Here is a 21,206-nt window from a genome sequence, read left to right on the forward strand (position 1 = left end):
CTGAGGGTGACCCAGCCGCCCACGTAGACAGGGGGCGCCATGTCCATCTTCAAAAAGGTCAGCGAGCTCGCCAAGAGCCCGCAGGGCAAGCGCGCGGTCGAGCAGGCCAAGAAGTACGCGCAGGACCCCAAGAACAAGGAAAAGATCGACCAGGTCAAGAACAAGATCACGGGCAAGGGCAAGAGCGGCGGCAGCAGCAGCCGCTGACCCGGACGTGACACCACCGGCCCCGGGAATCCACCCGGGGCCGAGGTGTGTCGCCGGTGCCTACCGGCCGAACGAGCGCAGGCCGATCGTGATCTCCGAGACGTCCGCCTTGCCTTGGGCCACCGCGAGAACCAGTTCTTCCGCGGTGCCTTCGTCCAGGGGCGTGCGGAGTTGTTCCCCGTTAACTTCGAGAAACACCCAGGCGGCGGCCCACGCAGTACGCTCGTTGCCGTCTACCAGGGCGTGATTACGGGCCAGCGAATGCAGCAGAGCCGCTGCCTTCTCGTGGAGCTGCGGGTATGCGTCCTGTCCGAACATCGTTGTCGCTGGGCGTGCGACCGCCGAGGCGAGGAGTCCGAAGTCGCGGATCTCCACCGAGGTTCCCGCCGCGTACCTGGCGGCGGTCAACACGTCTTCGACATCGAGGTAATACGGCTCGCTCACTGTTCGGCCAGCCGCTTGTTCAGGCCCGCGCTGATCCGAGCCACCCGCGAGGCAGCGTCCTCGACGAGGTACTTGCGTGAGGAAACGGTCTGCATGACCGCGTCGTGCGCAAGAGACTTCAGTGATTGGCCTTCGCGCTCGGCCGCGTTGCGGAGATCTGCCATCTCCTCTTCGGAGAACTCGAGGTTCAAGGCTGGCATACGGTGAAGGTACCGGATCAGGTACCTGTTCGGCAAAGATTTCATCGTGGTTGTCTCTCGGACGGAGAGTGCGCGTGCTTCCGTGACTCGCTTTGCCGGTTCCGCCGCTGACACTCGATCGAGGAGCATCGGGCATCGGGGGTGTGTCGAAGCCGATCACGCAGTAGGGTCCGTTGGAAGTGACGATCACCACCGAGCAGCGGAGGGTGCGATGGGCAGCGCCTACGTCGTCGGGACCTTCGACACCAAGGGTGCCGAGCTGCACCACGTCGCCGGGCTGTTGCGGGCGGCGGGCGCGTCGGTGGTGACGGTGGACCTGAGTACGAGTCAGAACAGCGCCGACACGACGGTGGCCGCCGCCGAGGTCGCGGTGTGTCACCCCGAGGGCGGGGACACGGTGTTCACCGGCGACCGCGGCTCGGCGATCACCGAGATGGCCAAGGCGTTCACCCGCTTCCTGTCCGGGCGCGCGGACGTCGACGGGGTGCTCGGACTCGGTGGCTCCGGTGGTACCGCCGTGATCACCCCCGCGCTGCGGCAGCTTCCGGTCGGCGTCCCCAAGTTCATGGTTTCCACGGTGGCCTCCGGAGACGTCTCGGCCTACGTCGACGCCAGCGACATCGCGATGTTCCCCTCGGTCACCGACGTGGCGGGGTTGAACCGGATCTCGCGGCGGGTGTTGGCCAACGCCGCCCACGCCCTCGCGGGAGCGCTCGTGCACCGGGCACCGGAAGGCGCGGACAAGCCGGCCCTGGCGCTGTCGATGTTCGGTGTGACGACCCCGTGCGTGAGCTCGGTGGCCGATCGGCTCGAAGCCGAGTACGACCCGCTGGTGTTCCACGCGACCGGCACGGGCGGCCGGGCCATGGAAAAGCTCGTCGACGACGGAATGATCGCGGCGGTCCTGGACGTCACCACCACCGAGGTGTGCGACCTCCTCGTCGGCGGGGTGATGAGCGCGGGCCAGCAGCGGTTGGACGCGATCGCTCGCACCAGGGTGCCTTACGTCGGTTCCTGCGGTGCCCTGGATATGGTGAACTTCGGTGCCGAGGACACGGTCCCGCAGCAGTACCGGCAGCGGAACCTGTACGTGCACAATCCCCAGGTCACCCTGATGCGCACGACCCCGGACGAGTGCCGCCGTATCGGCGGTTTCCTCGCGGCCAAGCTCAACGCGTGCGCCGGCCCGGTCCGCTTCCTGCTGCCCGAGGGCGGGGTGTCCCTGCTGGACGCCCCCGGGCAACCGTTCCACGATCCCGAGGCCGATGCGGCACTGTTCGAAACCCTGGAGCGCGAGGTGCGCCAGAGCGAGCGCCGCCGGATCGTGCGCTGCCCGCACAATGTCAACGATCCCGAATTCGCCCACGAGCTGGTGGCGACGCTGCGAGAGGTGGTGGACTCGTGAGCCGCACGGAGCTCATGGAGCGTTTTCGAGCCAAGGTGTCCCGTGGTGAACCGATCGTCGGTGGCGGTGCGGGTACCGGACTGTCGGCCAAGTGCGAGGAAGCCGGCGGCATCGACCTCATCGTGATCTACAACTCCGGTCGCTACCGGATGGCCGGACGCGGTTCGCTGGCCGGACTGCTGGCCTACGGCAACGCCAACGACATCGTGGTCGAGATGGCCGGGGAGGTCCTCCCGGTGGTCGAGCACACGCCGGTGCTGGCCGGGGTCAACGGTACGGACCCGTTCCTGATGCGCGGGCGCTTCCTGAACGAGCTCCGCGACCTCGGTTTCGCCGGAATCCAGAACTTCCCCACCGTCGGCCTCATCGACGGCACCTTCCGGGCGAACCTGGAGGAGACGGGGATGAGCTACGAGCGCGAGGTGGAACTGATCGCGGCCGCTGCCGAGGCGGACCTGCTGACCACGCCCTACGTCTTCTCCGCCGCGGACGCCAGGGCGATGACCCGAGCGGGGGCCGACATCGTCGTCTGCCACATGGGTCTGACCACCGGCGGTTCGATCGGTGCGGAGACGGCGGGCGGCCTCGACGACTGCGTCGTCGCGATCGACGAGTGGTCGCGTGCCGCCATCGAGGTGCGCGACGACGTGCTCGTACTCTGCCACGGCGGTCCCATCGCCACGCCCGAGGACGCTTCCTACGTGCTGTCCCGGACGAGCAACTGCCACGGTTTCTACGGCGCCAGCAGCATGGAGCGCCTTCCCGCCGAACAGGCGCTGACCCGACGGACCGAGGAGTTCACCGACGTGACCGTTCAACGGAGGCAGTCATGACCCAGTCCTACGCGAGTACCGTGATCGCGGCCGGCGCCGAACGGGTGTGGGAGGTCGTGCGCGACTTCGACGGCCTGCCGACGTGGCACCCCGGCATCGCCTCCAGCGAGATCGAGCAGGGCCGCGGTGCGGCCGAGGTGGGGTGCGTCCGCCACCTGACGCTGCCGGACGGGGGCTCGATCCGCGAGCGGCTCCTGACGCTCGACGACGTCGAGCGCTCCTACACCTACGAGATACTGCGGGCTCCGTTCCCCGTTCGCCGGTACCGGGCGACGATCCGCGTCGCACCGGTCACCGAGACCGGGCGGGCCTTCGTCGAGTGGTACGCGCACTACGACGCCGAGGCCGCGGACGAGGCCGAGCTGGACGAAACGTTCGCCTCCGGCGTCTTCGCTTCCGGGCTGCGCGGCTTGAGCGAGTACCTGGCCGGATAACAGGGCTTTGATCACCCGTGACTCTTCGTTTCGTACGGTCTGACACCGAGCAGACACGGCGGCCGTTAGAGTCATGCGCGTGCCAAGCAGCGATATACTCTCCGTAGCATCCGTCGCTCAGTCCGACATCGGACGTGTCGTGGTGACCGGCGGATGCGGTTTTGTCGGTCGGTCAGTAGTACGCGCGTTCGTCGATCGCGGCATTCCGGTGACCGTGGTCGATTACCGACTCCCCGAGGGCTCGGCGGCCGAGATCCTCAGTCACGACCTCGTGACCCACGTGTGCGGCGACCTCACCGATCCGGCGGTGCGGGAGGACGCCGTCGTGCCGGGGACGGCCGGGATCGTCCACCTGGCCGCGATCACCTCCGTGCTCCGTTCGGTGGACCAGCCCGCCGAAACCCACGCCAACAACGTGGAGGTCACCCAGGGGCTGCTCGAACTCGCACGGCAGCGTGGTGTCGGGCAGTTCGTCTTCGCCTCCACCAACGCCGTGGTCGGTGACATCGGCCGGTCCACGATCTCCGAGGACCTGCCGCTGCGTCCCCTGACTCCCTACGGCGCGACCAAGGCGGCCTGCGAAATGCTGATGTCCGGCTACGCCGGTGCCTACGGCATCGCCGCCAGCGCGTTGCGCTTCACCAATATCTACGGTCCGGGTATGGGGCACAAGGACAGCTTCGTTCCCCGACTGATGCGGGCCGCGCTCTCCGGTGAGGGCGTCGAGGTCTACGGCGACGGCGCGCAGAGCCGCGACTTCGTCCACATCGACGACGTGGTGCAGGGCATCATGGCCGCATGGGACAAGCAGTACGTCGGGGAAGCCGTGATCGGCTCCGGGCGTTCGATCTCGGTGCTGGAGCTCATCGACGCCGTGCGGGGGGCCACCGGTGAGTCGCTGCCGGTCACCCACGTTCCCGCCAAGAACGGGGAGATGCCCGCCGTGATCGTGAACATCGACCGGGCGCGTCGCGAGCTCGGCTACACACCGGCGGTGTCGCTGTCCGAGGGCCTGAGTACGGTGTGGCAGGACTTCCGGGAATCCGCCGTTGCCGTGTCGGGGGCGACATGAAAGACGCGCTGGTGCGCACGCTGCGTCGGCACTGGCTGCTGGCGCTGTTCGTGCTCGGCGGGCTCGTGCTGCGTGGGATCACCGTACAGGCCTACCAGCCGATCCTGCTCTACATCGACTCCTACCGGTACCTGACCGACCTCGGGGTCTTCTACCCCGGTGGCATCAATCCCATCGGCTACGAGCTCCTGCTGCTGGGGCCGCTGCTGCTGATCGGGAACCTGGGGTTCGTGGCTGTGGTGCAGCACCTGCTGGGGCTGGCGCTGGGTGTGTCCATCTACGTGCTGCTGCAACGGCTGGGGTGCCGTCGCTGGATCGCCGCGCTGGCCGCGGCACCGGTGTTGCTCGACGCCTACCAGCTCCAGATCGAGCACCTGGTCATGTCCGATCTGCTGTTCCAGATCCTGCTGCTGGTCGTGGTGGTGCTGCTGACCTGGTGGGGGACGCCGGGGCCCAAGGTCGCCGCAGTGGCCGGTGTCGTGCTCGCGACCTCGGTGCTCGTGCGGCTGGTGGGACTGACCCTGATCGTGCCCGCGGGGGTGTTCGTCCTGCTCGCCGCCGGGCTGCGCCCGCACGACGGCTGGAAGCGGCGAATGAAGTCCGCCGGAGCTCTCACCGCCGGGTTCGCGGTGATCCTGGGCGGGTACATGGTCTACCACACGATCGCCGTCGGAGCGCCCGGACTGGGCGGTTCCACCGGCAGCGTCGTCTACGGCCGCACGGCCATGGTCGCCGAGTGCGACAAGCTCGACCTGACTCCGCAACAGCAACGAGTGTGCCCGGACGAGCCGGTCGCCCAGCGCAAGCTCAACGGCATCGACCACTACATCCACTACTTCCACGACCCCGCCAACGTCGAGAAGCTGCCGGACGGGTTCGACTACTCCGCCGTGCAGCACACCTTCGCGATGCGGGTGCTGATGCAGCAACCGCTCGACGTCGCCGGCGGTGTCGTCCGGGACTTCCTGAAGGGCTTCGCCCCGACGAGGACCCAGTCGCCCGGTGACGTGCCGCTGTCCCGCTGGCAGTTCCAGACCCACTACCCGATGAACGGCGAGCCCGAGCACTACGTCAAGGGGTGGCTGGAGCTCTACGGCGACGGCACCTACTCGGTCGACCAGCAGCTCGCCGGTTTCCTGCGCACCTACCAGCTGAACGGTGGGTACGCGCCCGGTACCGCCCTCGGGGGCGCGCTGTTGATCGCGGTGGCCGCCGTGCTCGGTGCGGGGCGTGCCAGGAGAACAGGGCTGCGCGCGGTGTGCCTGCTGCCCGCGGGGCTGGGCTTCACGGTGCTGTTCACCGCGTCGGTCATGGAGTTCTCCTGGCGCTACCAGCTTCCCGGTCTGGTCCTGCTGCCGCTGGCCGGGGCACTGGGCATCACGGCCATCACCGGGCGCAGACCTCCCGACCCCGCGCCGAGCGCGGCTTCCGTCACGAGCACGAAGGAGAAGGACATGCCCACGACCTCTTCCGACGAGGTGGACCGGGCTGCACTGGCCGATTACGCCGAACGCTACGGTGATCGCGGTTTCGCGCCGGTCGTGGTGCTGATCGCCGCCTACAACGAGGAGGACGCCCTCGGCAAGGTGCTCGGCGGGATGCCGACCTCGAGCTGCGGGCTCGAGGTGGACACGCTGGTCGTCGTCGACGGAGCGACGGACGCCACCGGCGAGGTCGCACTGAACCACGGCGCCCAGACGTGTGTCGCCCCCACCAACCGCGGACAGGGGGCCGCCCTGCGGCTGGGGTACCGACTGGCCGCCGAGCGCGGTGCCCGGTACGTCGTGACCACCGACGCCGACGGTCAGTACGACATCACCGAGCTGCCGAAGTTGTTGCGTCCGTTGATCGAGGACGAGGCGGACTTCGTCACCGGATCCCGGCGGCTCGGCCGCAGCGAGACGACGGACGCGTTGCGGCGGGCCGGGACCTACGTGTTCGCGTGGGTGGTCAGTGCGATGACGAGTCAGCGCATCACCGACACCTCGTTCGGCTTCCGCGGCATGAAGGTGGAAGTGGCCGACGCGGTCCGCTTGGAACAGCCGCAGTACCAGTCCTCGGAGCTGCTGGTGGGTGTTCTCGCCCGTGGATACCGGGTGCTGGAGCAGCCGATGACCATGCACGAGCGCGTGGCCGGCGTCAGCAAGAAGGGCAACAACCTCTTCTACGGCTACCGCTACACCAAGGTGGTGGTGGGGACGTGGCTGCGGGAGCGTCGGTCTCGCGGCAGGTCCGTCGCGGCGACGGAGACGGCCACGGCGATCAGCGGACCGGCTCCCGCCGGCGAGCGGTGAACACCACGCGGTCGAACAGGAAGAACTTCACCACGAACATCACCAGGTAAGTACCGAGGAAGGCCCCCCAGACCAGGATCACCTGTCCCGGGGGCGACTGCGGGAACAGCCGCAGTGCCAGTGTTTCGGTGTTGCTCGTCGCTAGGGCGGCGAGCAACGCCGTGCTCACCGAAACCATCGCGAAGCGCAGTAGTTGTCCGCGTAGTTCCGCGCTCCCTCCACCGCCCCAGGTTCGGCGGTTGAGCAGGAAGTTCGGTATCGCACCGGCCAGCCATGCCAGCACTGTGGAGGTCACGGGGAGTGCCCCGAGCGCGTAAGAAGCGAGGAAGACGAGCTGACTGGCCGTGGTCGCCACCGCCGAGGCCGCCACGAAGCGCCGGAGCAGCCGTCCGTAGCGTCCCTTCGATCGTGTCTCGTCGACGTTCTGCTGCACGCCTCGTTCCTTCCGGGCACGGCTCGCCGGACCGCGACTCTGTTCACGTTCATCGAACACGGCGGTTGCCCTCGGTGATTGTCGGGACCGCCTTCGCCGGAGGCCCGATGGATGAGAACATACCTTTCGTATCGAATGGGTGTGTGCGGGTGCGGAGGTCATCGGGGCGTCTTCACCACACCCACACAGCGTGTTGCCTATCATTCCGGGGACCCGGTCTGATGGGAAGGTGTCAATAAGCGTTGACGGAGACGGTGTCATGAGTACGTCGACGGACAACCACGAACACCGGTAACGTCAGCATAACGTAGAGGAGAAGAAGGCGTGCGAATCCTCGTTCTCGGGGGAGACGGCTACCTTGGTTGGCCGACCGCTCTGCACCTGTCCGATTGTGGTCACGAGGTGGCGGTGGCCGACAACTTCGCTCGTCGGTCCTACGACCACGAGATGGGTGTGCAGAGTCTGGCCCCCATCGAATCACTGCAAACCCGGGTAGCGGCTTGGCGGGAGGTTTCCGGCAAGGACATCCAGGCTTACTACGGTGATCTCGTCGACGGCGAGTTCACCGTGGACATGATCCGGGACTTCCGGCCCGACACGATCGTGCACTTCGCCGAGCAGCGGGCCGCTCCCTATTCCATGATCGACCGCAAACACGCGGTCTACACCCAGCAGAACAATGTGGTCGGCAACCTCAACGTGCTCTTCGCCATCGAAGAGGTCGACCCCGAGATTCACCTGGTCAAGCTCGGCACGATGGGCGAGTACGGAACGCCGAACATCGACATCGAGGAGGGGTGGATCGATGTCGAGCACAAGGGCCGCACCGACCGGATGCTGTTCCCGAAGAAGCCGGGCTCGTTCTACCACCTGAGCAAGGTGCACGACAGCCACAACATCGAGTTCGCGTGCCGCATCTGGGGTCTGCGGGCCACCGATCTGAACCAGGGCGTGGTCTACGGGCAGGAAACCCCGCAGACCGTGCGTGACCCGCGGCTGGCGACCCGCTTCGACTACGATGCCATCTTCGGCACCGTGCTGAACCGGTTCGTGATCCAGGCCGTGCTGGGGCACCCGCTGACGGTCTACGGGTCCGGCAGCCAGACTCGGGGCGTGATCGACATCCGCGACACCGTCGAGTGCATTCGGCTGGCCGCGGAGAACCCGGCGGAGGCGGGTGAGTTCCGGGTGTTCAACCAGATGACCGAGAGCTTCTCGGTCGAGGAGATCGCCAAGGTCGTGGCCAACGGTTACGAGGGCTCCGTCGACGTGGAGTACCTGACCAATCCGCGGGTGGAGCAGGCCGAGCACTACTACAACGTGGTGCACACCGGCCTGGTCGAGCTGGGGCTGGATCCGCACCTGCTGTCCAACACCCTGATCCACTCCCTGTTCCGGGTGGCCGAGCAGCACAAGCACCGGGTGGACACCGCGGCGATGCGCCCGACGGTGCAGTGGCGGGAGGCCTCCAGCCCGATGCGTGGTCTGAACTGAGTTAGTTCGGGTGGCCGCGAGGCGATACCGGACGAGCGGTAGGAGCCTCGCGGCCACTTCGTCAGCAGTGATTCGCGGGCCGGGTCGGAAGCTCGATCACAGTGCCGGTTCGGCCCGCCTTTCCGGCTCGACCCGCTTCTCCTGCTCGGCCGCCTCGGATGCGGACTCCTCGACCGGCCCGCGACGAACCCTGCGCAGGGCCTGGACGAGAGCCGTCGCCCACACCACGACGGTGATGGCGTAGATGCTCCAGGCCGTTGTCACGGGCAGCTCGAGACTGGTCACCAGTGTTCGCAGGTTTGTCAGCACGATCATTCCGCCCGCGCCGACTCCGATCAGGTGCGTCGGCACGATCCGCACCAGGTAGGCGGCCAGCGGCGCGGCGATGACGCCCCCGAGCAACAGTCCGCCCACGACGGGCCAGGACAACCCCGAGCGGCCGAGCGCCATCAGGAAACCGGCGCTGGCCGCCAGTCCGATCAGTAGTTCGCTGGTGTCGACCGAGCCCACGACCTTGCGCGGTTCGACCTTGCCGGTGCTCAGCAGGGTCGGCGTGGACACCGGCCCCCAGCCGCCGCCACCCGTGGCGTCGAGAAATCCCGCGACGAGCCCGAGCGGTGCCAACAGCTTGGGACTGACTCCTGTCGTGCCGCGTCGGCGCACCGTGCGGAAGGCGAACCGGATGAGCACGTAGACCCCGAGCACCAGGAGCACCGCGGCCATCCAGGGTTTGGCGATCGCCGTGGACAGGTTGCTCAGCGCCGTGGCTCCCAGGAACGCCCCGACAGCACCGGGCACTCCCATTGTCATCACGATTCTGAGGTCCACGTTGCCGAGCTTGTAGTGCGACAGTCCGGAGGCGGCGGCCGTGCCGATTTCGGCCAGGTGCACCGAGGCCGAGGTCAGCGCGGGCGTGAGGCCGGCCGCGAACAGGATGGTCGTCGAGGTGGCTCCGTAAGCCATGCCCAGGGAGCCGTCGATCAGCTGCGCGAAAAAGCCGCCGAGCGCGAAGAGCAGGAAGGCTTGCACGATGTCTCCGGTGAACGGTCGGGCCGACAGCGCGGATGCTGCCGCCGGAAGCCGACGAGCGTGAGAACTATGGCCGTGGAATCAGCGAGCGGCCCGACATCCTGCGGATACCACGCGGAGCAGGTCGACGTGCAGGCGCTGCACCAGCAGCGGCCGTCGATCCTCGCGTGTCATGGTCACCAGTGAATCAGATCAAGTCCTCGTGGGGGGCCGGTTCCCATACTCCGAGAGCCGGGTCCGCGGCTCCCGTTTCACCGCTCAGCAGGAGCAAACCCGAGCTACTTTCGTCATTGGTGGTGAAGGTCACTTTTCGCGGTCTCGTGGCGGTGTTCCCGGCGCGGCCGGGGAGGCGTGACCACCCGTGAACGTGCTGCGTAGTTCCGGGGCGACCGCGGGTAGACATCATCTTCCGCCTGATCGATTCCGCGCCGGAGATCGATCCCGCTTCGGGAGCCCGCGCCGAGGAGGCGTTTCTGACCTGGGGAAAAGCGTCTCTGGTGGTTATTCGCCGCGATGGAAGTCGTATTCGCAAGATCATGACTCGCAGTAGCGGAATGATCGGGGAGACCAAGTAGGCGTTTGGTTGCTTCGTTACCTGAAGGTCATCTTTGGTGGGCACTCTGTGTGTTTGAGTAACTCGCCAGGGTGGGTCCGACCAGGACCAAAAGGGTGAAGGTTTGAGGTAGTTAGTGACACTCCGCTACATTCTCGGCGTACGTCACGGTTTGGTCACGACACATCTCGCCCCCGAGAGATGTACCCGACCCCCGACGGGCAGTGACCGGACCTCCCCGAGACGGAAAGGCGAACATGGGCAAGTACAACGAGGAGGGTGGCCAGCGCAAGCTCCCCGCCCTCCGGGGATACCTGCCGAACTCCCTCCGGCCCGGCGCTTCGTCGGACGACTCCCCCCGTAACCCGATCCGCAACAAGGTCCTCGCCGCCGTGGTGGCTACCGGCGCTGTCGCCGCAGTAGGAGCTCCGTTGGCGATCAACGCCACCGGTTCCGAGGACACCGCCGCTCAGGCCGTTCAGCCTGTCGTCAAGCAGCAGTCGCTCGGCGCTCCGGCCGGAGGCCCCGACGGCCCCCAGAGCCCGCCGCCCGCGGTCGAACTGCACGGCGCCCAGGATCCGGCCAACGCTCCGGCTCCGCCCCAGCCGGAGGCCAAGAGCAAGCCCGCACCCGCTCCGAAGGAGCAGGCGGGAGCCAAGAGCGAGCCCGCGCCTTCTCCGGCGGAGAAGAAGGCGCAGCAGCAGGCGATCGAGGACCAGATCGCCAAGAAGAAGGCCTACGCCGCGAAGAAGGCGGCTGAGCAGAAGGCGGCTGAGCAGGAGGCCGCTCCGGCCCCGGCGCCCGCTCCGGCGGCGAAGGCGGCTCCGGCTCCCCAGGCGAAGGCCGCTCCCGCCCCCAGCGGCAAGCTGACGCAGGGCCACCTCACCTCCGGGTATCACTCCCGGGGCGGTTCGCACGCCGGTATCGACATCGGTGCCGGCACGGGAACGCCGATCCACGCCCCCACCGGCGGTGAAGTGATCAGTTCCGGCCCGGCCAGCGGCTTCGGCAAGTGGGTCCGGGTTCAGCACGACGACGGCAAGGTGACCGTTTACGGCCACATCAACACCTCGTCGGTCAGCGTGGGCCAGCGCGTGGAGGCGGGTCAGCAGATCGCCACCGTCGGCAGTCGCGGCCAGTCCACCGGCCCGCACCTGCACTTCGAGGTGAGGTTGGCTCCCGGTGGCCAGGAGATCAACCCGTTGTCCTGGCTGCAGCAGTACGGCATCAGCTACTGAGTGCCGTCGCGGTGAAAGACCGCTGCCCGGGACCCGAGAAGCCCCGGCCGGGGGGCTTCTCGGGTCCCGGGCAGTTTCCACATCGGTGGTTACCGCTCGTTCGTCTCGGGTCCCACGTCGGTTTCCAACCGGTTCCGCAACCAGGCCAGCGTGCGGGATAGCAGACGGGACACGTGCATCTGGGAGATGCCGATCTGTTCGGCGATCTGGGTCTGGGTCATGGACCGGAAGAAGCGCAGTACGACGATGCGCCGCTCGCGTTCACCGAGTTCGGCCAGCAGGGGGCGAATCGCCTCGCGGTTCTCCACCTCGCCGAGCTCGAGGTCGTGCTCGCCGATGGCGTCGCCGAGCGGGATCTCGTCGGTGTCGGTGAGCAGCTCGTCCAGCGAGCTGCTGCGGTAGGCGTTGCTCGCCTCCAGCCCCTCGTACACCTGGTTCCTGGTGATGCCGAGGTGCTTGGCGATCTCGCTCGGCGACGGCGCCCGGCCCAGCTCCTGCGAGAGCGTGGAAATCGCCGAGGAGACCGAGAGGTGCCGTTCCTGCAATCGCCGGGGGACTCGCACGGCCCACCCGGTGTCGCGAAAATGGCGACGCACCTCGCCCATGATCGTCGGTACCGCGTAGGAGAGGAAGTCCACGCCACGCTCGGGGTCGAAGCGGTCCACCGCGTTGATCAGACCCAGCGTGGCGACTTGGGTCAGGTCCTCCTGAGGTTCCCCACGATGGCTGAAGCGACGGGCGATGTGCTGGGCCACCGGCAGGTGCTCGGTGACCAGCTTGTCGCGCAACTCCTCGTACCGAGGGTCCTGCCTGCTCACACCCGCGAGCTCCGCGAACAGCGGAGCCAGTTCCTCGTAACTCTGACCTCGGTGGTGAGCAGCGTGTTCGGAGTCCGCTGACGTCACTCGTGGACCGTCCGTCCTTTACGCAGGTCAATACGCACCACATAGGTACCGGTGTCATCCCCGGCCGACTCCACCGAGGGTGCCACACTATCGGCCAAAGCGCTGAGCACGCGCCAGCTGAACGTGCCGGTGCGCGGCCCTGACGGGTCCTTGCTGGTTACCTCCGCCTGGAGTGACAGACCGTCGTCCTCGGTCCGGAAACGGCACACCAGTGACGCCGAAGCGGTGGCGAGCCGGACCAGCGAGGAGCACACTTCGTCCACGGCCAGCCGCAAATCGGCGATCGAGTCCACGTCGAAGTCGGCGCGCATGGCCAGATCACCGACCACTGCTCGCATGACCGACAGTTGCGCGGGCTCGGCCGCGACGCGAACTTCAACCGATCGTGGTTCGTCCACGGGCTCGCCCGCTGCGGTGGCCGGTTCCGCGGCCACTTCGGACTGAGACCAATCGGGACGGGACGTTGACACGCCGACACCACGCTCCAACCTCATGTCTGGCCCCCTCATGTGTACCCCGGGGAATCAGGATCTCCCCGGTAACAATCATGCCCGAGAACGTGTCCTCGTATCCATACCCCGGGAGTGGCAGACGGTACACAGTCATCCATGGCTCCGGTGTACCCGCTGCGGAGACGAACAAACGAACGTTTCCGCAGCGGGTGCGCAGTCCGCGGGGCCGCTCAGAGCAGGGTGGTCCAGTAGCTCCAGAAGGCCTGCAGGATCAGGGCGACGAACACCAGGTACCAGAGCACGAGCACCACGGTGTGGAGCCGGATCCCGCCGAGCACGGCCGGTCGTGCGGAGCCAGCGGGCAGGTGACCGCGTTCGAAGTTGTGCAACGTCGTGTACCAGAAGGTGGCGATGGTCACGACCCACACGACCATGCAGTAGGGGCACAGGGCCCCGATGACGTAGAGGCTCTGGACCATCAGCCAGTGCACGAAGATCACGCCGAGAGTGGTCCCCAGCTGCATGCCGAGCCAGAACCAGCGCGGCGGCTTCAGCCCGGCCATCAGGACCACGCCCGAGGTCACGACCACGGCGAAGGCCGCGATCCCGATCAGCGGGTTGGGGAAGCCGAACAGGGTCGCCTGATCGCTCTCCATCACCGAGCCGCAGGACACGACCGGGTTCAGGCTGCAGCTGGTGACGTAGTCGGGGTTGAGCAGGCTGAGGTACTCCTCGATGCTCAGGGCGAACGAGGCGACGAAGCCGATCCCGCCACCGACCAGGTACAGCCAGCCCATGATGCGTCCGAGTGGCGCGGGGGCGCCGGAGTTCGACGAACTCCCGGCGCCCTGCGCGGTGTCCTGGGTGGTGGTCATTTGGCCAGCGCTCCGTCCAGCTTGTCACGCATGCCCTGCAGCGGGTTCTCGCCGCGGCTGAAGTTGATCTTCTTGCCGTCGAGGAAGAAGGTCGGGGTGCCCTGGACGCCGGCCTCGCTGCCGTCGGCCTTGTCCTGCTGGATCTGCTTCTCGACCTGGGGTGAGTTCATGTCGGCGCGGAACTTGTCCCTGTCCAGGCCGATCTGTTGCGCGTAGGTCTCGAACTGCTTGATCGCCCGCTGCTTGTCGTCACTGGGCTTGCCGGAGGAGGCGGTGGCCCAGGACTGGTAGTTGTCGAAGACCTGGTGGTACATCTCCTCGAACTTGCCCTGCATCGCGGCGGCCTCGACGGCCTTCGCGGCCGTGGGGGCCAGCGGGTGCATCTCCAGCGGGAAGTTGCGCACCACGAAGTTGATCTTTCCTTCGTACTGCTTCTCGATCTTGCTGGTGACCTGCTTGTAGTACGTGTGGCACGAGGAGCACTGGTAGTCGACGAACTCCACGAGCGTGGGAGCGCCCTCCGGCCCCTTCGAGATCATGTTGCTGTTCTGCGGCTGTAGCACCGAAGCGGGTACGGTCTCACCCGGTGTCGCCTGGTTCTGGCTGTTGCCGCCACGATTGAGCAGGAGAACACCACCGATGACCACCACGGCTACGATCAGCACGATCGCGGTTAAGACGATGTTGATCGATGCTCCGCTTTTCTGCGTCACCGGATTGGTTTTCTTCGGCATCGGTTCGCACACCTTCGACGGTCGGTTCGCGCGAGTGCCACTCGCGCACGGGCTTGCCACCAGTTTCCCGCATTCACCCGTTCGTGGAAGCGGTTGGGGTGTGAGATGTCACCGATTCCGCGATTGACTCGCCGTGGTGGAGGTGGGGCGGCCTCAGCGGCCGGGAGCGATCCCGATGAGCGCTGCCGGCTGGGGCTCGGGCGCGGCGGGTTGACCGGGGAACCATGCTGCCAGCAGAACGGTCATCACGACCATCGCCACCGTGGCCACAACCGACACGAGCGTGTGACGGCCGTTGCTGTACATGGCGGACCCCGCATTCCATAACGTGAAAAGAAGTTCATGTCCACCGGAAGACCGGTGTCGTTCTCTTCGTCGTCGGGGCGTGCCGAGTCGTTACACCCGTTCGTCCCAGAAACCCTGGCGCTCGAGCTGTTCGATCAGCAGCTCTCCCACGTGCGTGATGTGCGCGGACATCGCGGTTCTGGCCGCTTCGGCGTCACGGTCGTGCAAGGCGCGCAGAATCGCCGTGTGGTCACTCGCGGAAGCCTCGGGCCATCCCGCGACCGTGGTGAGGTGTTGTGGTGCGTAGCGGACGGCGATTCCGAGGAACCAGGTGAGTTTGTCGGACGCGGCTTCTCGGCTGAGGTCGTGGTGGAAACGGGAGTCGAGCGCTTCGACCGTGGCCGTGTCTCCGCGCTGGGCGGCGGCTTCGAGATCGTGTTGCACGGCATCCAGCTCGTCGAGTTCCTCGGAGGTGACCGTGGTCGCGACGCGGGAGGCGAGTTCCCCGGCGAGAGTGGCCTGCACCCAGTAGACGTCGGAGAGGTCGCGGCGGCTCAGCGGCCGGACCGTGAAACCCTGGCGCGGCTCCAGCTCGACGAAGCCGTCACCGCGCAGCGCCAGCAGTGCCTCGCGGACGGGGGTCACGCTGATGCCGAGTTCGTCGGCGATGTACTCGAGACGCAGGTAGTCCCCTTCCCGGAGGCTTCCGGTCATGATCTGTTCCCGGACGTGGGATGCGACCTCGTCGGGCAGCTGGGGGCGGCGTCTGGGAATGGGGGATCCTGCTCTGGCCATCGCTCTCTCGATCATCGGGGAAGCGTGTCTGCTGGTCATGCGGAACCCGATGGCGAAAGGCACCGGACTGTTCCTCGCTGAATATGACAAACACCGCGTCACGTGCGCACCCTCACATGCCGAATCGTTCCCCGCGCCCGGGCGCGGCGCGTTCAGCCCGTCGCGGGCCGAGAAGCCGAGCGCAGCACTCCGGTTGAGGGCGGGCGCGGTGAAACCCGCGAGTATCGTCGAGGGGCGTGGCAGTTGATCCTAGCGACATCCAGAGCGGTGCCGTCTCCCGAGGAATCCTCGGCGGGCGTCCCGGCGGCAGTGCCGAAGAAACCACGCACGTGCTGGCCAGTGCCAGGCTCGGGGACGTCTCGACGCTCGCGCGGCGACTGATGGCGGCCATCTTCACCGACAACCCGGAGTGGACCGATTACGGTCCGGTCCCCCGCGAGGACCTCTGGGAGGGGTGCGAACGCTACCTGCGGCGGGTTCTGGAGATCCTCAGCGGCTCCGCGCCCGGGCCGGACGGTGACGACGTGGCCGCGGCCATCGGTCGCCGCCGGGCCGAGCAGGGCGTGCCGCTGGAAGTGATGTTGCGGACGTTCCGGCTCGGTGGCCGCATCGTGTGGGAGGCGCTGGTCGAGCAGGCGCACACCGAGCGGGTCGACCCGGACGCGGTGCTGACGGCGGCCACCTGGATGTGGACGGTCATCGACGGGCTGTCCTCGACGCTGTCGACCTCGTACCGCAACACCGAGCTCGAACAGCTGCGGCAGGACGACCAGCGGCGCCACGCGCTGGTGGAGGACCTGCTCAGCGGACGCGCCCGGGACACCGCGTTCGCCCAGCGCACCGCCAAGGAGCTCGACCTGCCGACCGGTGGCCGCTACCTCGCCGTCGTGGCCGAGATGACTCCGGACGGCAGCTTCGCGCTGCGGGGCCAGCAGTCCGCCCTGGCCGCTCTGCACGTTCGGTCGGTCTGGCAGGTCCGAGCCGACACGCTGGTCGGGCTCGTGGCCCTGGAACAACACGCCGAGGGCACCGCTCTCGGCGCCCTGCGCCAGCTGACGCGCGGTCGTGTGGCCTGCTCGCCGGTCGTGCGCGGGCTGGCCGAGGTCGGGCTCGCCCATCAGCTGGCCCTGACCACGCTGGACACCTCGCCCTCCGGAGCGACCGAGCTGGTCTCGCTGGAGCAGCGCTACCCGGAGGCGCTGCTCGTGCAGTCGCCGGACCTGGCGCAGCGGTTGCTCGATTCCCAGCTCGGGGACGTGCTCGCGTTGCCGGTGAAGGAGCGGGACATGTTGCTGGACACGCTCACCGCCTGGCTGGAGGAGAACTGTTCGACGGCCAACGCCGCCGTGCGGCTGCACTGCCACCGCAACACGGTGCTCAACCGCTTACACAGGATCACGAGTCTGATAGGTCGTCCCCTCTACGGGCGTGAAGCCTACGTGGCGCTGTCGCTCGCCCTTTCGGCGCTGCGCCTGCGCGACGGTCAAGCTTCTTGAAAGCTCCTCCCGGGGGTGTCAACCCCTGTGGCCATGAAATTTCGGATAAGTTGACCGTCCTTCCTCCAGGGGTGGATTTCTCGTCGGGCGCACTGCTCTTGTCGCCGGTAATTTCACGCACCATGACTGATCAATCACTCGGAGTGATTACTCGCCCTCTCAATGTGCGGGATGCACAGTGTGCGTCGCTCAAGTCTGGGCGTCCGCGCATGGCGCGATCGTGGGCGTGGTCACGACACTCTCGGTGAGATTGCTCGTCGTTCGCGACTGGCGCGTGCAGGACAAAGGAGCACAGCGAAGTGCAAGATTTCGATCTCCTCGTGGTCGGGGGCGGTCCGGGCGGTTACGTCGCCGCGATCCGGGCCGCGCAGCGTGGTCTGTCGGTAGGCCTGGTGGAGAAGGAGAAGACCGGCGGAGTCTGTCTGAACTGGGGGTGCATCCCGACCAAGGCGATGCTGCGCTCGGCCGAGGTCTACGAGACCGTGCTGCACGCGGCCGATTTCGGCGTGCACGCGGACAACGTGACGTTGGACTACGACGCCGTGTCCCGTCGCAAGGACGGCATCGTCAAGAACCTCACCGACGGCGTGGCCGGGTTGCTCAAGGCCAACGGCGTGACCGTCATCGACGGCCACGCGCGGTTCACCGGCCCCACGACGGTCGACGTCTATCGCAACGGTGAGTCCGAGCTGGGGGAGGGCGGCCCTCGTTACGCCGCGTCCCCCGTCGGTTCGGAACCGGTCGAGCAGGTGCGGGCCACCGACGTCGTCGTCGCCACCGGCTCGGTGCCGGTGCGGTTGCCGCTGCCCGGGGCCGACCTGCCCGGGGTCATCACCTCCGACGGGGCTTTCGGGCTCACCGAGGTGCCCAAGCGCATCGCAGTGGTGGGCGGTAGCGCGGTCGGCGCTGAGTGGGCGAGTCTGTTCGCCAGTCTCGGCAGCGAGGTCACGATCGTCGAGATGATGCCGAACCTGGTGCCGGCCGAGGACGCCGAGGTCGGCAAGGAGCTCGGCAAGACCTTCCGCAAGAGCGGCATCCGGGTGCTCACCGACTCCACCGTGTCCAAGATCGAGAGCACCGGCGGCGACTCCGACGCCGCCCTGCGGGTCACGGTCGACGGCGGCAAGTCCCAGGAGCTCGACGTGGACGTCGTCCTCGTCGGAGTCGGACGCAAGCCCAACACCGGCTCGCTGGACCTGTCGGCCACCGGCGTGGCCACCGACGAGCGGGGCTTCGTGCGGGTCGACGATCGGCTGCGCACCAACGTCGAGCACGTCTACGCCATCGGTGACGTCACCGGTGAGGTCCTGCTCGCCCACGTCGCCTCGCACCAGGGGATCACGGCCGCGGAGGTGATCGCGGGCAGCGAGCACGCCCGGATCGACTACGGCGCAGTGCCCGCCGCGACGTTCACCCACCCGGAGATCGCCAGCGTCGGACTCACGGAGTCCGGGGCCACCGAGCTGGGGCACGAGGTGGTGACGGCGAAGTTCCCGTTCGCCGCGCTCGGACGCTCCAAGACCACCGGTGACGACAAGGGCTTCATGAAGATCGTCGCGGGCAAGCGCCACGGCGAGGTTCTCGGCGTGCACGTCATCGGCCCGTCGGCCAGCGACCTGATCACCGAGGGGGCGCTGGCGATCACGCTGGAGGCGACTCTCGACGAACTCGCCGAGACCGTCCACGCGCACCCCACTCTCGGTGAGGTCGGCATGGAGACGGCCATGTCCGCGCTGGGACTGCCGGTGCACACCGCACCACCCCGCAAACGCTGAGGAAGAACCCAAGGCACGCCGAAAGGAAACTGTGATGGCAGAGACGGCGACTCGAAGCAAGTCCGCCTCCTCCTCGGGGTCCTCCAAGACCCGCCGCGCCGGCACGCGCTCCGGAGGCAACCGGTCCCAGCGCCGTGCCTCCGAGGTGTTTCCCGGCGAGTCCCCGCAGACATTGTGCGACTACTACCGGCAGATGGCGCTCATCCGTCGTTTCGAGGAACGCGCCGCGCAGGGCTACACCCAGGCCAAGATCGGTGGTTACTGTCACCTCAACCTGGGGGAGGAAGCCACCGTCGTGGGGCTGATGAGCACGTTGCGCTCCGACGACTACCTGTTCACCAACTACCGTGAGCACGGTTACGCGATCGCCAAGGGCATCGAGCCCGGCCGCGTGATGGCCGAGCTCTACGGGCGCAGCACCGGCACCTCCAAGGGGTGGGGCGGCTCGATGCACATGTTCGACGTGGAGTCCGGGCTGCTCGGCGGGTACGGCATCGTCGGCGGCCAGGTACCGCTGGCGACCGGGGCCGCGCTGGCCATCGACTACCGCAGTGGCGACCAGGTCGTCATGTGCCAGATGGGCGACGGCACCACCAACATCGGCTCCTTCCACGAATCGCTGAACATCGCCGCGCTGTGGAACCTGCCCGTGGTCTTCGTCGTGGTCAACAACCACCTCGGCATGGGGACCACCGTGGACAAGTCCTCCGCGGAGTCCGAGCTGTACAAGCGCGCGGTGGCCTACCGGATGCACGGGGAGCGGGTGGACGGCAACGACGTCGTCGCGGTCCGCGAGGCCTCCTCGCGGCTGGTCGAGCGGGCCAGGGAAACCGGTCAGCCCGCGATGCTGGAGACCGTCAGCCACCGGCTCAAGGGGCACTCGGTGGTGGATCCGGGCAAGTACCGCAGCCAGGAGTCCGTCGAAGCCGCTCGCGAGGCCGACCCCGTCGCGGCCTTCCGAGCGCAGCTGATCTCGGCGGAGGTGCTCGACGAGGACGGCGCCGTGGAGATCGAGCGCCAGGCCGAGGCCTCCGCGGACGCGGCCGTGGCCTTCGCCGACGACAGCCCGCACCCGAACCCGGAGACCCTGTTCGACTACACCTACGCCACCCCGGTGGCCAACGACTCGCGTCGCCTGCCGGCCGACCCGGTGTTCTGACAGGTTCCCTCACGACTCGTCAGTGGCACACGTTCGCCGTGTGCCACTGACCAAGTATTTCCAGGAGAAACCCCTTGGCCGTCATCACGTATCGGCAGGCGCTGCACGACACGCTGCGCGAGGAAATGCTCGTCGACGAGGACGTGTTCCTCATCGGCGAGGAGATCGGAGTCTTCGAGGGCTCCTACAAGATCACCGCCGGCTTGCTCGACGAGTTCGGGGAGAAACGGGTCCGCGACACCCCGATCGCCGAGGAGGGCTTCGTCGGTGCGGCGGTCGGGGCCGCGATGTTGGGACTGCGCCCGGTCGCCGAGCTCATGACGATCAACTTCTCGTTGATCGCGCTGGACCAGATCGTCAACCACGCGGCCAAGATCTACGGCATGTTCGGCGGCCAGTGCAGCGTGCCGATGGTCATGCGCACGCCCGGTGGTGGCGGCCAGCAGCTCGGTGCCACCCACTCGCAGAACATCGAGCTGTACTACGCGTTCGTCCCCGGCCTCAAGGTCGTGGCCCCCAGTACCCCGGCCGACGCCAGGTCGCTGTTGCTGGCTTCCATCCGCGACAACGACCCGGTGCTGTTCCTGGAGAACCTCTCCCTCTACAACACCAAGGGCGAGGTTCCGGAGCAGGCCGAGCAGGTCGAGATCGGCAAGGCGGCCGTGACCAGGCCCGGCAGTGACGTCACCATCATCGGCTACTCCAGGATGGCCACCGTGGCTCAGCAGGTGGCCGAGAAGCTGGCCGACGAGGAGGGCATCTCCGCCGAGGTGGTCGACCTGCGCAGCCTGCGCCCGTTGGACCGTGACACCCTCGTACAGTCGGTGCGCAAGACCGGGTGTGCCGTGATCGCCGAGGACGACTGGCTGACCTACGGCATCGGCGCCGAGGTCGCGGCCTCGCTGTCCGACGGTGCCTTCGACTACCTGGACGTCCCCGTGCGCCGGGTCGCCGCTGCCGAGGTGCCGCTGCCGTACGCCAAACCACTCGAGCGTGCGGCGCTGCCCTCCGCCGACTCCCTGACCACCGCCGTGCGTGAGACTCTCGACGCCGTCGGCCGCCGCCGCTGATCCCTGCTTTTCGCGCGAGGAAGA

The 21,206-nt window shown here is 67.5% G+C and carries 21 protein-coding genes; 12 read left to right on the plus strand and 9 right to left on the minus strand.

The window, feature by feature from the left end; translation table 11 throughout:
* Positions 1-39 precede the first annotated feature (39 nt).
* The gene (locus FHX42_RS15585) at positions 40-207 is read left to right on the plus strand and encodes a hypothetical protein (protein ID WP_182545107.1); all 168 of its coding nucleotides are present in this window, start codon (positions 40-42) and stop codon (positions 205-207) included.
* A gap of 60 nt (positions 208-267) precedes the next feature.
* On the opposite strand, the gene FHX42_RS15590 is transcribed toward FHX42_RS15585, so the two are convergent.
* Positions 268-651, minus strand: coding sequence for a type II toxin-antitoxin system death-on-curing family toxin (locus FHX42_RS15590; protein ID WP_182545108.1), 384 nt, complete (start codon positions 649-651; stop codon positions 268-270).
* On the minus strand, positions 648-851 hold the full coding sequence (locus FHX42_RS15595) for a hypothetical protein (RefSeq protein WP_182545109.1): 204 nt from the start codon (positions 849-851) through the stop codon (positions 648-650). Before FHX42_RS15595 ends, FHX42_RS15590 begins: the two co-directional genes overlap by 4 nt.
* Positions 852-1,062: 211 nt before the next feature.
* Here FHX42_RS15595 and FHX42_RS15600 point away from each other — a divergent pair, with 211 nt between their 5' ends.
* From FHX42_RS15600 to FHX42_RS15620, 5 genes are all read left to right on the plus strand, one after another.
* Positions 1,063-2,256, plus strand: coding sequence for a Tm-1-like ATP-binding domain-containing protein (locus FHX42_RS15600; protein WP_182545110.1), 1,194 nt, complete (start codon positions 1,063-1,065; stop codon positions 2,254-2,256).
* Positions 2,257-2,270: 14 nt separating this feature from the next.
* Positions 2,271-3,089 carry a phosphoenolpyruvate hydrolase family protein gene (locus tag FHX42_RS15605; protein WP_182545317.1) on the plus strand — a complete coding sequence of 273 codons (819 nt, stop codon included), beginning with the start codon at positions 2,271-2,273 and terminating at the stop codon, positions 3,087-3,089.
* Positions 3,086-3,523, plus strand: a complete 438-nt coding sequence (locus FHX42_RS15610; RefSeq protein WP_182545111.1) for an SRPBCC family protein — start codon at positions 3,086-3,088, stop codon at positions 3,521-3,523. Before FHX42_RS15605 ends, FHX42_RS15610 begins: the two co-directional genes overlap by 4 nt.
* Before the next feature lie 73 nt (positions 3,524-3,596).
* A complete protein-coding gene (locus FHX42_RS15615) occupies positions 3,597-4,595 on the plus strand; it encodes an NAD-dependent epimerase/dehydratase family protein (protein ID WP_182545112.1) in 999 nt (332 codons plus the stop codon).
* Positions 4,592-6,889 carry a glycosyltransferase family 2 protein gene (locus FHX42_RS15620; protein ID WP_235987366.1) on the plus strand — a complete coding sequence of 766 codons (2,298 nt, stop codon included), beginning with the start codon at positions 4,592-4,594 and terminating at the stop codon, positions 6,887-6,889. The genes FHX42_RS15615 and FHX42_RS15620 overlap by 4 nt, the downstream gene beginning before the upstream one ends.
* On the opposite strand, the gene FHX42_RS15625 is transcribed toward FHX42_RS15620, so the two are convergent.
* A complete protein-coding gene (locus FHX42_RS15625; protein ID WP_328796206.1) occupies positions 6,858-7,322 on the minus strand; it encodes a GtrA family protein in 465 nt (154 codons plus the stop codon). The two genes, FHX42_RS15620 and FHX42_RS15625, sit on opposite strands and share 32 nt — an antisense overlap.
* 324 nt (positions 7,323-7,646) lie before the next feature.
* Between FHX42_RS15625 and FHX42_RS15630 the strand changes: the two genes are divergently transcribed.
* Positions 7,647-8,816 (plus strand): NAD-dependent epimerase/dehydratase family protein, encoded by a 1,170-nt coding sequence (locus FHX42_RS15630; RefSeq protein ID WP_182545114.1) that lies wholly within the window; start codon positions 7,647-7,649, stop codon positions 8,814-8,816.
* Between the two features lie 96 nt (positions 8,817-8,912).
* Here the strand turns inward: FHX42_RS15630 and FHX42_RS15635 are convergent, their stop codons facing one another.
* Entirely contained in the window at positions 8,913-9,845 is a 933-nt protein-coding gene (locus FHX42_RS15635; RefSeq protein WP_182545115.1) for a sulfite exporter TauE/SafE family protein, read from the minus strand.
* A gap of 810 nt (positions 9,846-10,655) precedes the next feature.
* Here FHX42_RS15635 and FHX42_RS15640 point away from each other — a divergent pair.
* Positions 10,656-11,636: a M23 family metallopeptidase gene (locus FHX42_RS15640; protein ID WP_182545116.1), complete on the plus strand. Its 981-nt coding sequence runs from the start codon at positions 10,656-10,658 to the stop codon at positions 11,634-11,636.
* An 89-nt stretch (positions 11,637-11,725) separates the two neighbouring features.
* On the opposite strand, the gene FHX42_RS15645 is transcribed toward FHX42_RS15640, so the two are convergent.
* The 5 genes from FHX42_RS15645 to FHX42_RS15665 form a co-directional block, all read right to left on the minus strand.
* Entirely contained in the window at positions 11,726-12,541 is an 816-nt protein-coding gene (locus FHX42_RS15645; RefSeq protein ID WP_182545117.1) for a SigB/SigF/SigG family RNA polymerase sigma factor, read from the minus strand.
* Positions 12,538-12,975: an ATP-binding protein gene (locus tag FHX42_RS15650; RefSeq protein ID WP_328796261.1), complete on the minus strand. Its 438-nt coding sequence runs from the start codon at positions 12,973-12,975 to the stop codon at positions 12,538-12,540. Before FHX42_RS15650 ends, FHX42_RS15645 begins: the two co-directional genes overlap by 4 nt.
* A gap of 248 nt (positions 12,976-13,223) precedes the next feature.
* Complete coding sequence (locus FHX42_RS15655) at positions 13,224-13,868, minus strand: vitamin K epoxide reductase family protein (RefSeq protein ID WP_182545119.1); 645 nt, start codon at positions 13,866-13,868, stop codon at positions 13,224-13,226.
* Positions 13,865-14,602, minus strand: a complete 738-nt coding sequence (locus tag FHX42_RS15660; protein ID WP_182545120.1) for a DsbA family protein — start codon at positions 14,600-14,602, stop codon at positions 13,865-13,867. Before FHX42_RS15660 ends, FHX42_RS15655 begins: the two co-directional genes overlap by 4 nt.
* 396 nt (positions 14,603-14,998) lie before the next feature.
* Positions 14,999-15,697, minus strand: coding sequence for a GntR family transcriptional regulator (locus tag FHX42_RS15665; protein ID WP_235987368.1), 699 nt, complete (start codon positions 15,695-15,697; stop codon positions 14,999-15,001).
* Positions 15,698-15,918: 221 nt separating this feature from the next.
* Between FHX42_RS15665 and FHX42_RS15670 the strand changes: the two genes are divergently transcribed.
* The 4 genes from FHX42_RS15670 (at position 15,919) to FHX42_RS15685 (ending at position 21,182) form a co-directional block, all read left to right on the plus strand.
* A complete protein-coding gene (locus tag FHX42_RS15670) occupies positions 15,919-17,178 on the plus strand; it encodes a PucR family transcriptional regulator (protein ID WP_328796212.1) in 1,260 nt (419 codons plus the stop codon).
* Between the two features lie 299 nt (positions 17,179-17,477).
* The gene (gene lpdA / locus FHX42_RS15675) at positions 17,478-18,953 is read left to right on the plus strand and encodes a dihydrolipoyl dehydrogenase (RefSeq protein WP_182545121.1); all 1,476 of its coding nucleotides are present in this window, start codon (positions 17,478-17,480) and stop codon (positions 18,951-18,953) included.
* Between the two features lie 34 nt (positions 18,954-18,987).
* Positions 18,988-20,112 (plus strand): pyruvate dehydrogenase (acetyl-transferring) E1 component subunit alpha, encoded by a 1,125-nt coding sequence (gene pdhA, locus FHX42_RS15680; RefSeq protein WP_182545122.1) that lies wholly within the window; start codon positions 18,988-18,990, stop codon positions 20,110-20,112.
* Positions 20,113-20,186: 74 nt separating this feature from the next.
* Positions 20,187-21,182, plus strand: coding sequence for an alpha-ketoacid dehydrogenase subunit beta (locus FHX42_RS15685; RefSeq protein ID WP_182545123.1), 996 nt, complete (start codon positions 20,187-20,189; stop codon positions 21,180-21,182).
* Positions 21,183-21,206: the final 24 nt, after the last annotated feature.

The organism is Halosaccharopolyspora lacisalsi, from assembly GCF_014137975.1.
Lineage (GTDB): Bacteria > Actinomycetota > Actinomycetes > Mycobacteriales > Pseudonocardiaceae > Halosaccharopolyspora > Halosaccharopolyspora lacisalsi.

Bases quoted from the DNA above. Each gene is read 5' to 3' on its own strand.
- FHX42_RS15610 (WP_182545111.1), top strand. From the start codon at position 3,086: ATGACCCAGTCCTACGCGAGTACCGTGATCGCGGCCGGCGCCGAACGG.
- FHX42_RS15595 (WP_182545109.1), bottom strand. From the start codon at position 851: ATGCCAGCCTTGAACCTCGAGTTCTCCGAAGAGGAGATGGCAGATCTC.
- FHX42_RS15605 (WP_182545317.1), top strand. From the start codon at position 2,271: ATGGAGCGTTTTCGAGCCAAGGTGTCCCGTGGTGAACCGATCGTCGGT.
- FHX42_RS15585 (WP_182545107.1), top strand. From the start codon at position 40: ATGTCCATCTTCAAAAAGGTCAGCGAGCTCGCCAAGAGCCCGCAGGGC.
- FHX42_RS15640 (WP_182545116.1), top strand. From the start codon at position 10,656: ATGGGCAAGTACAACGAGGAGGGTGGCCAGCGCAAGCTCCCCGCCCTC.
- FHX42_RS15600 (WP_182545110.1), top strand. From the start codon at position 1,063: ATGGGCAGCGCCTACGTCGTCGGGACCTTCGACACCAAGGGTGCCGAG.
- FHX42_RS15615 (WP_182545112.1), top strand. From the start codon at position 3,597: ATGCGCGTGCCAAGCAGCGATATACTCTCCGTAGCATCCGTCGCTCAG.
- pdhA (WP_182545122.1), top strand. From the start codon at position 18,988: ATGGCAGAGACGGCGACTCGAAGCAAGTCCGCCTCCTCCTCGGGGTCC.
- FHX42_RS15620 (WP_235987366.1), top strand. From the start codon at position 4,592: ATGAAAGACGCGCTGGTGCGCACGCTGCGTCGGCACTGGCTGCTGGCG.
- FHX42_RS15660 (WP_182545120.1), bottom strand. From the start codon at position 14,602: ATGCCGAAGAAAACCAATCCGGTGACGCAGAAAAGCGGAGCATCGATC.
- FHX42_RS15655 (WP_182545119.1), bottom strand. From the start codon at position 13,868: ATGACCACCACCCAGGACACCGCGCAGGGCGCCGGGAGTTCGTCGAAC.
- FHX42_RS15665 (WP_235987368.1), bottom strand. From the start codon at position 15,697: ATGATCGAGAGAGCGATGGCCAGAGCAGGATCCCCCATTCCCAGACGC.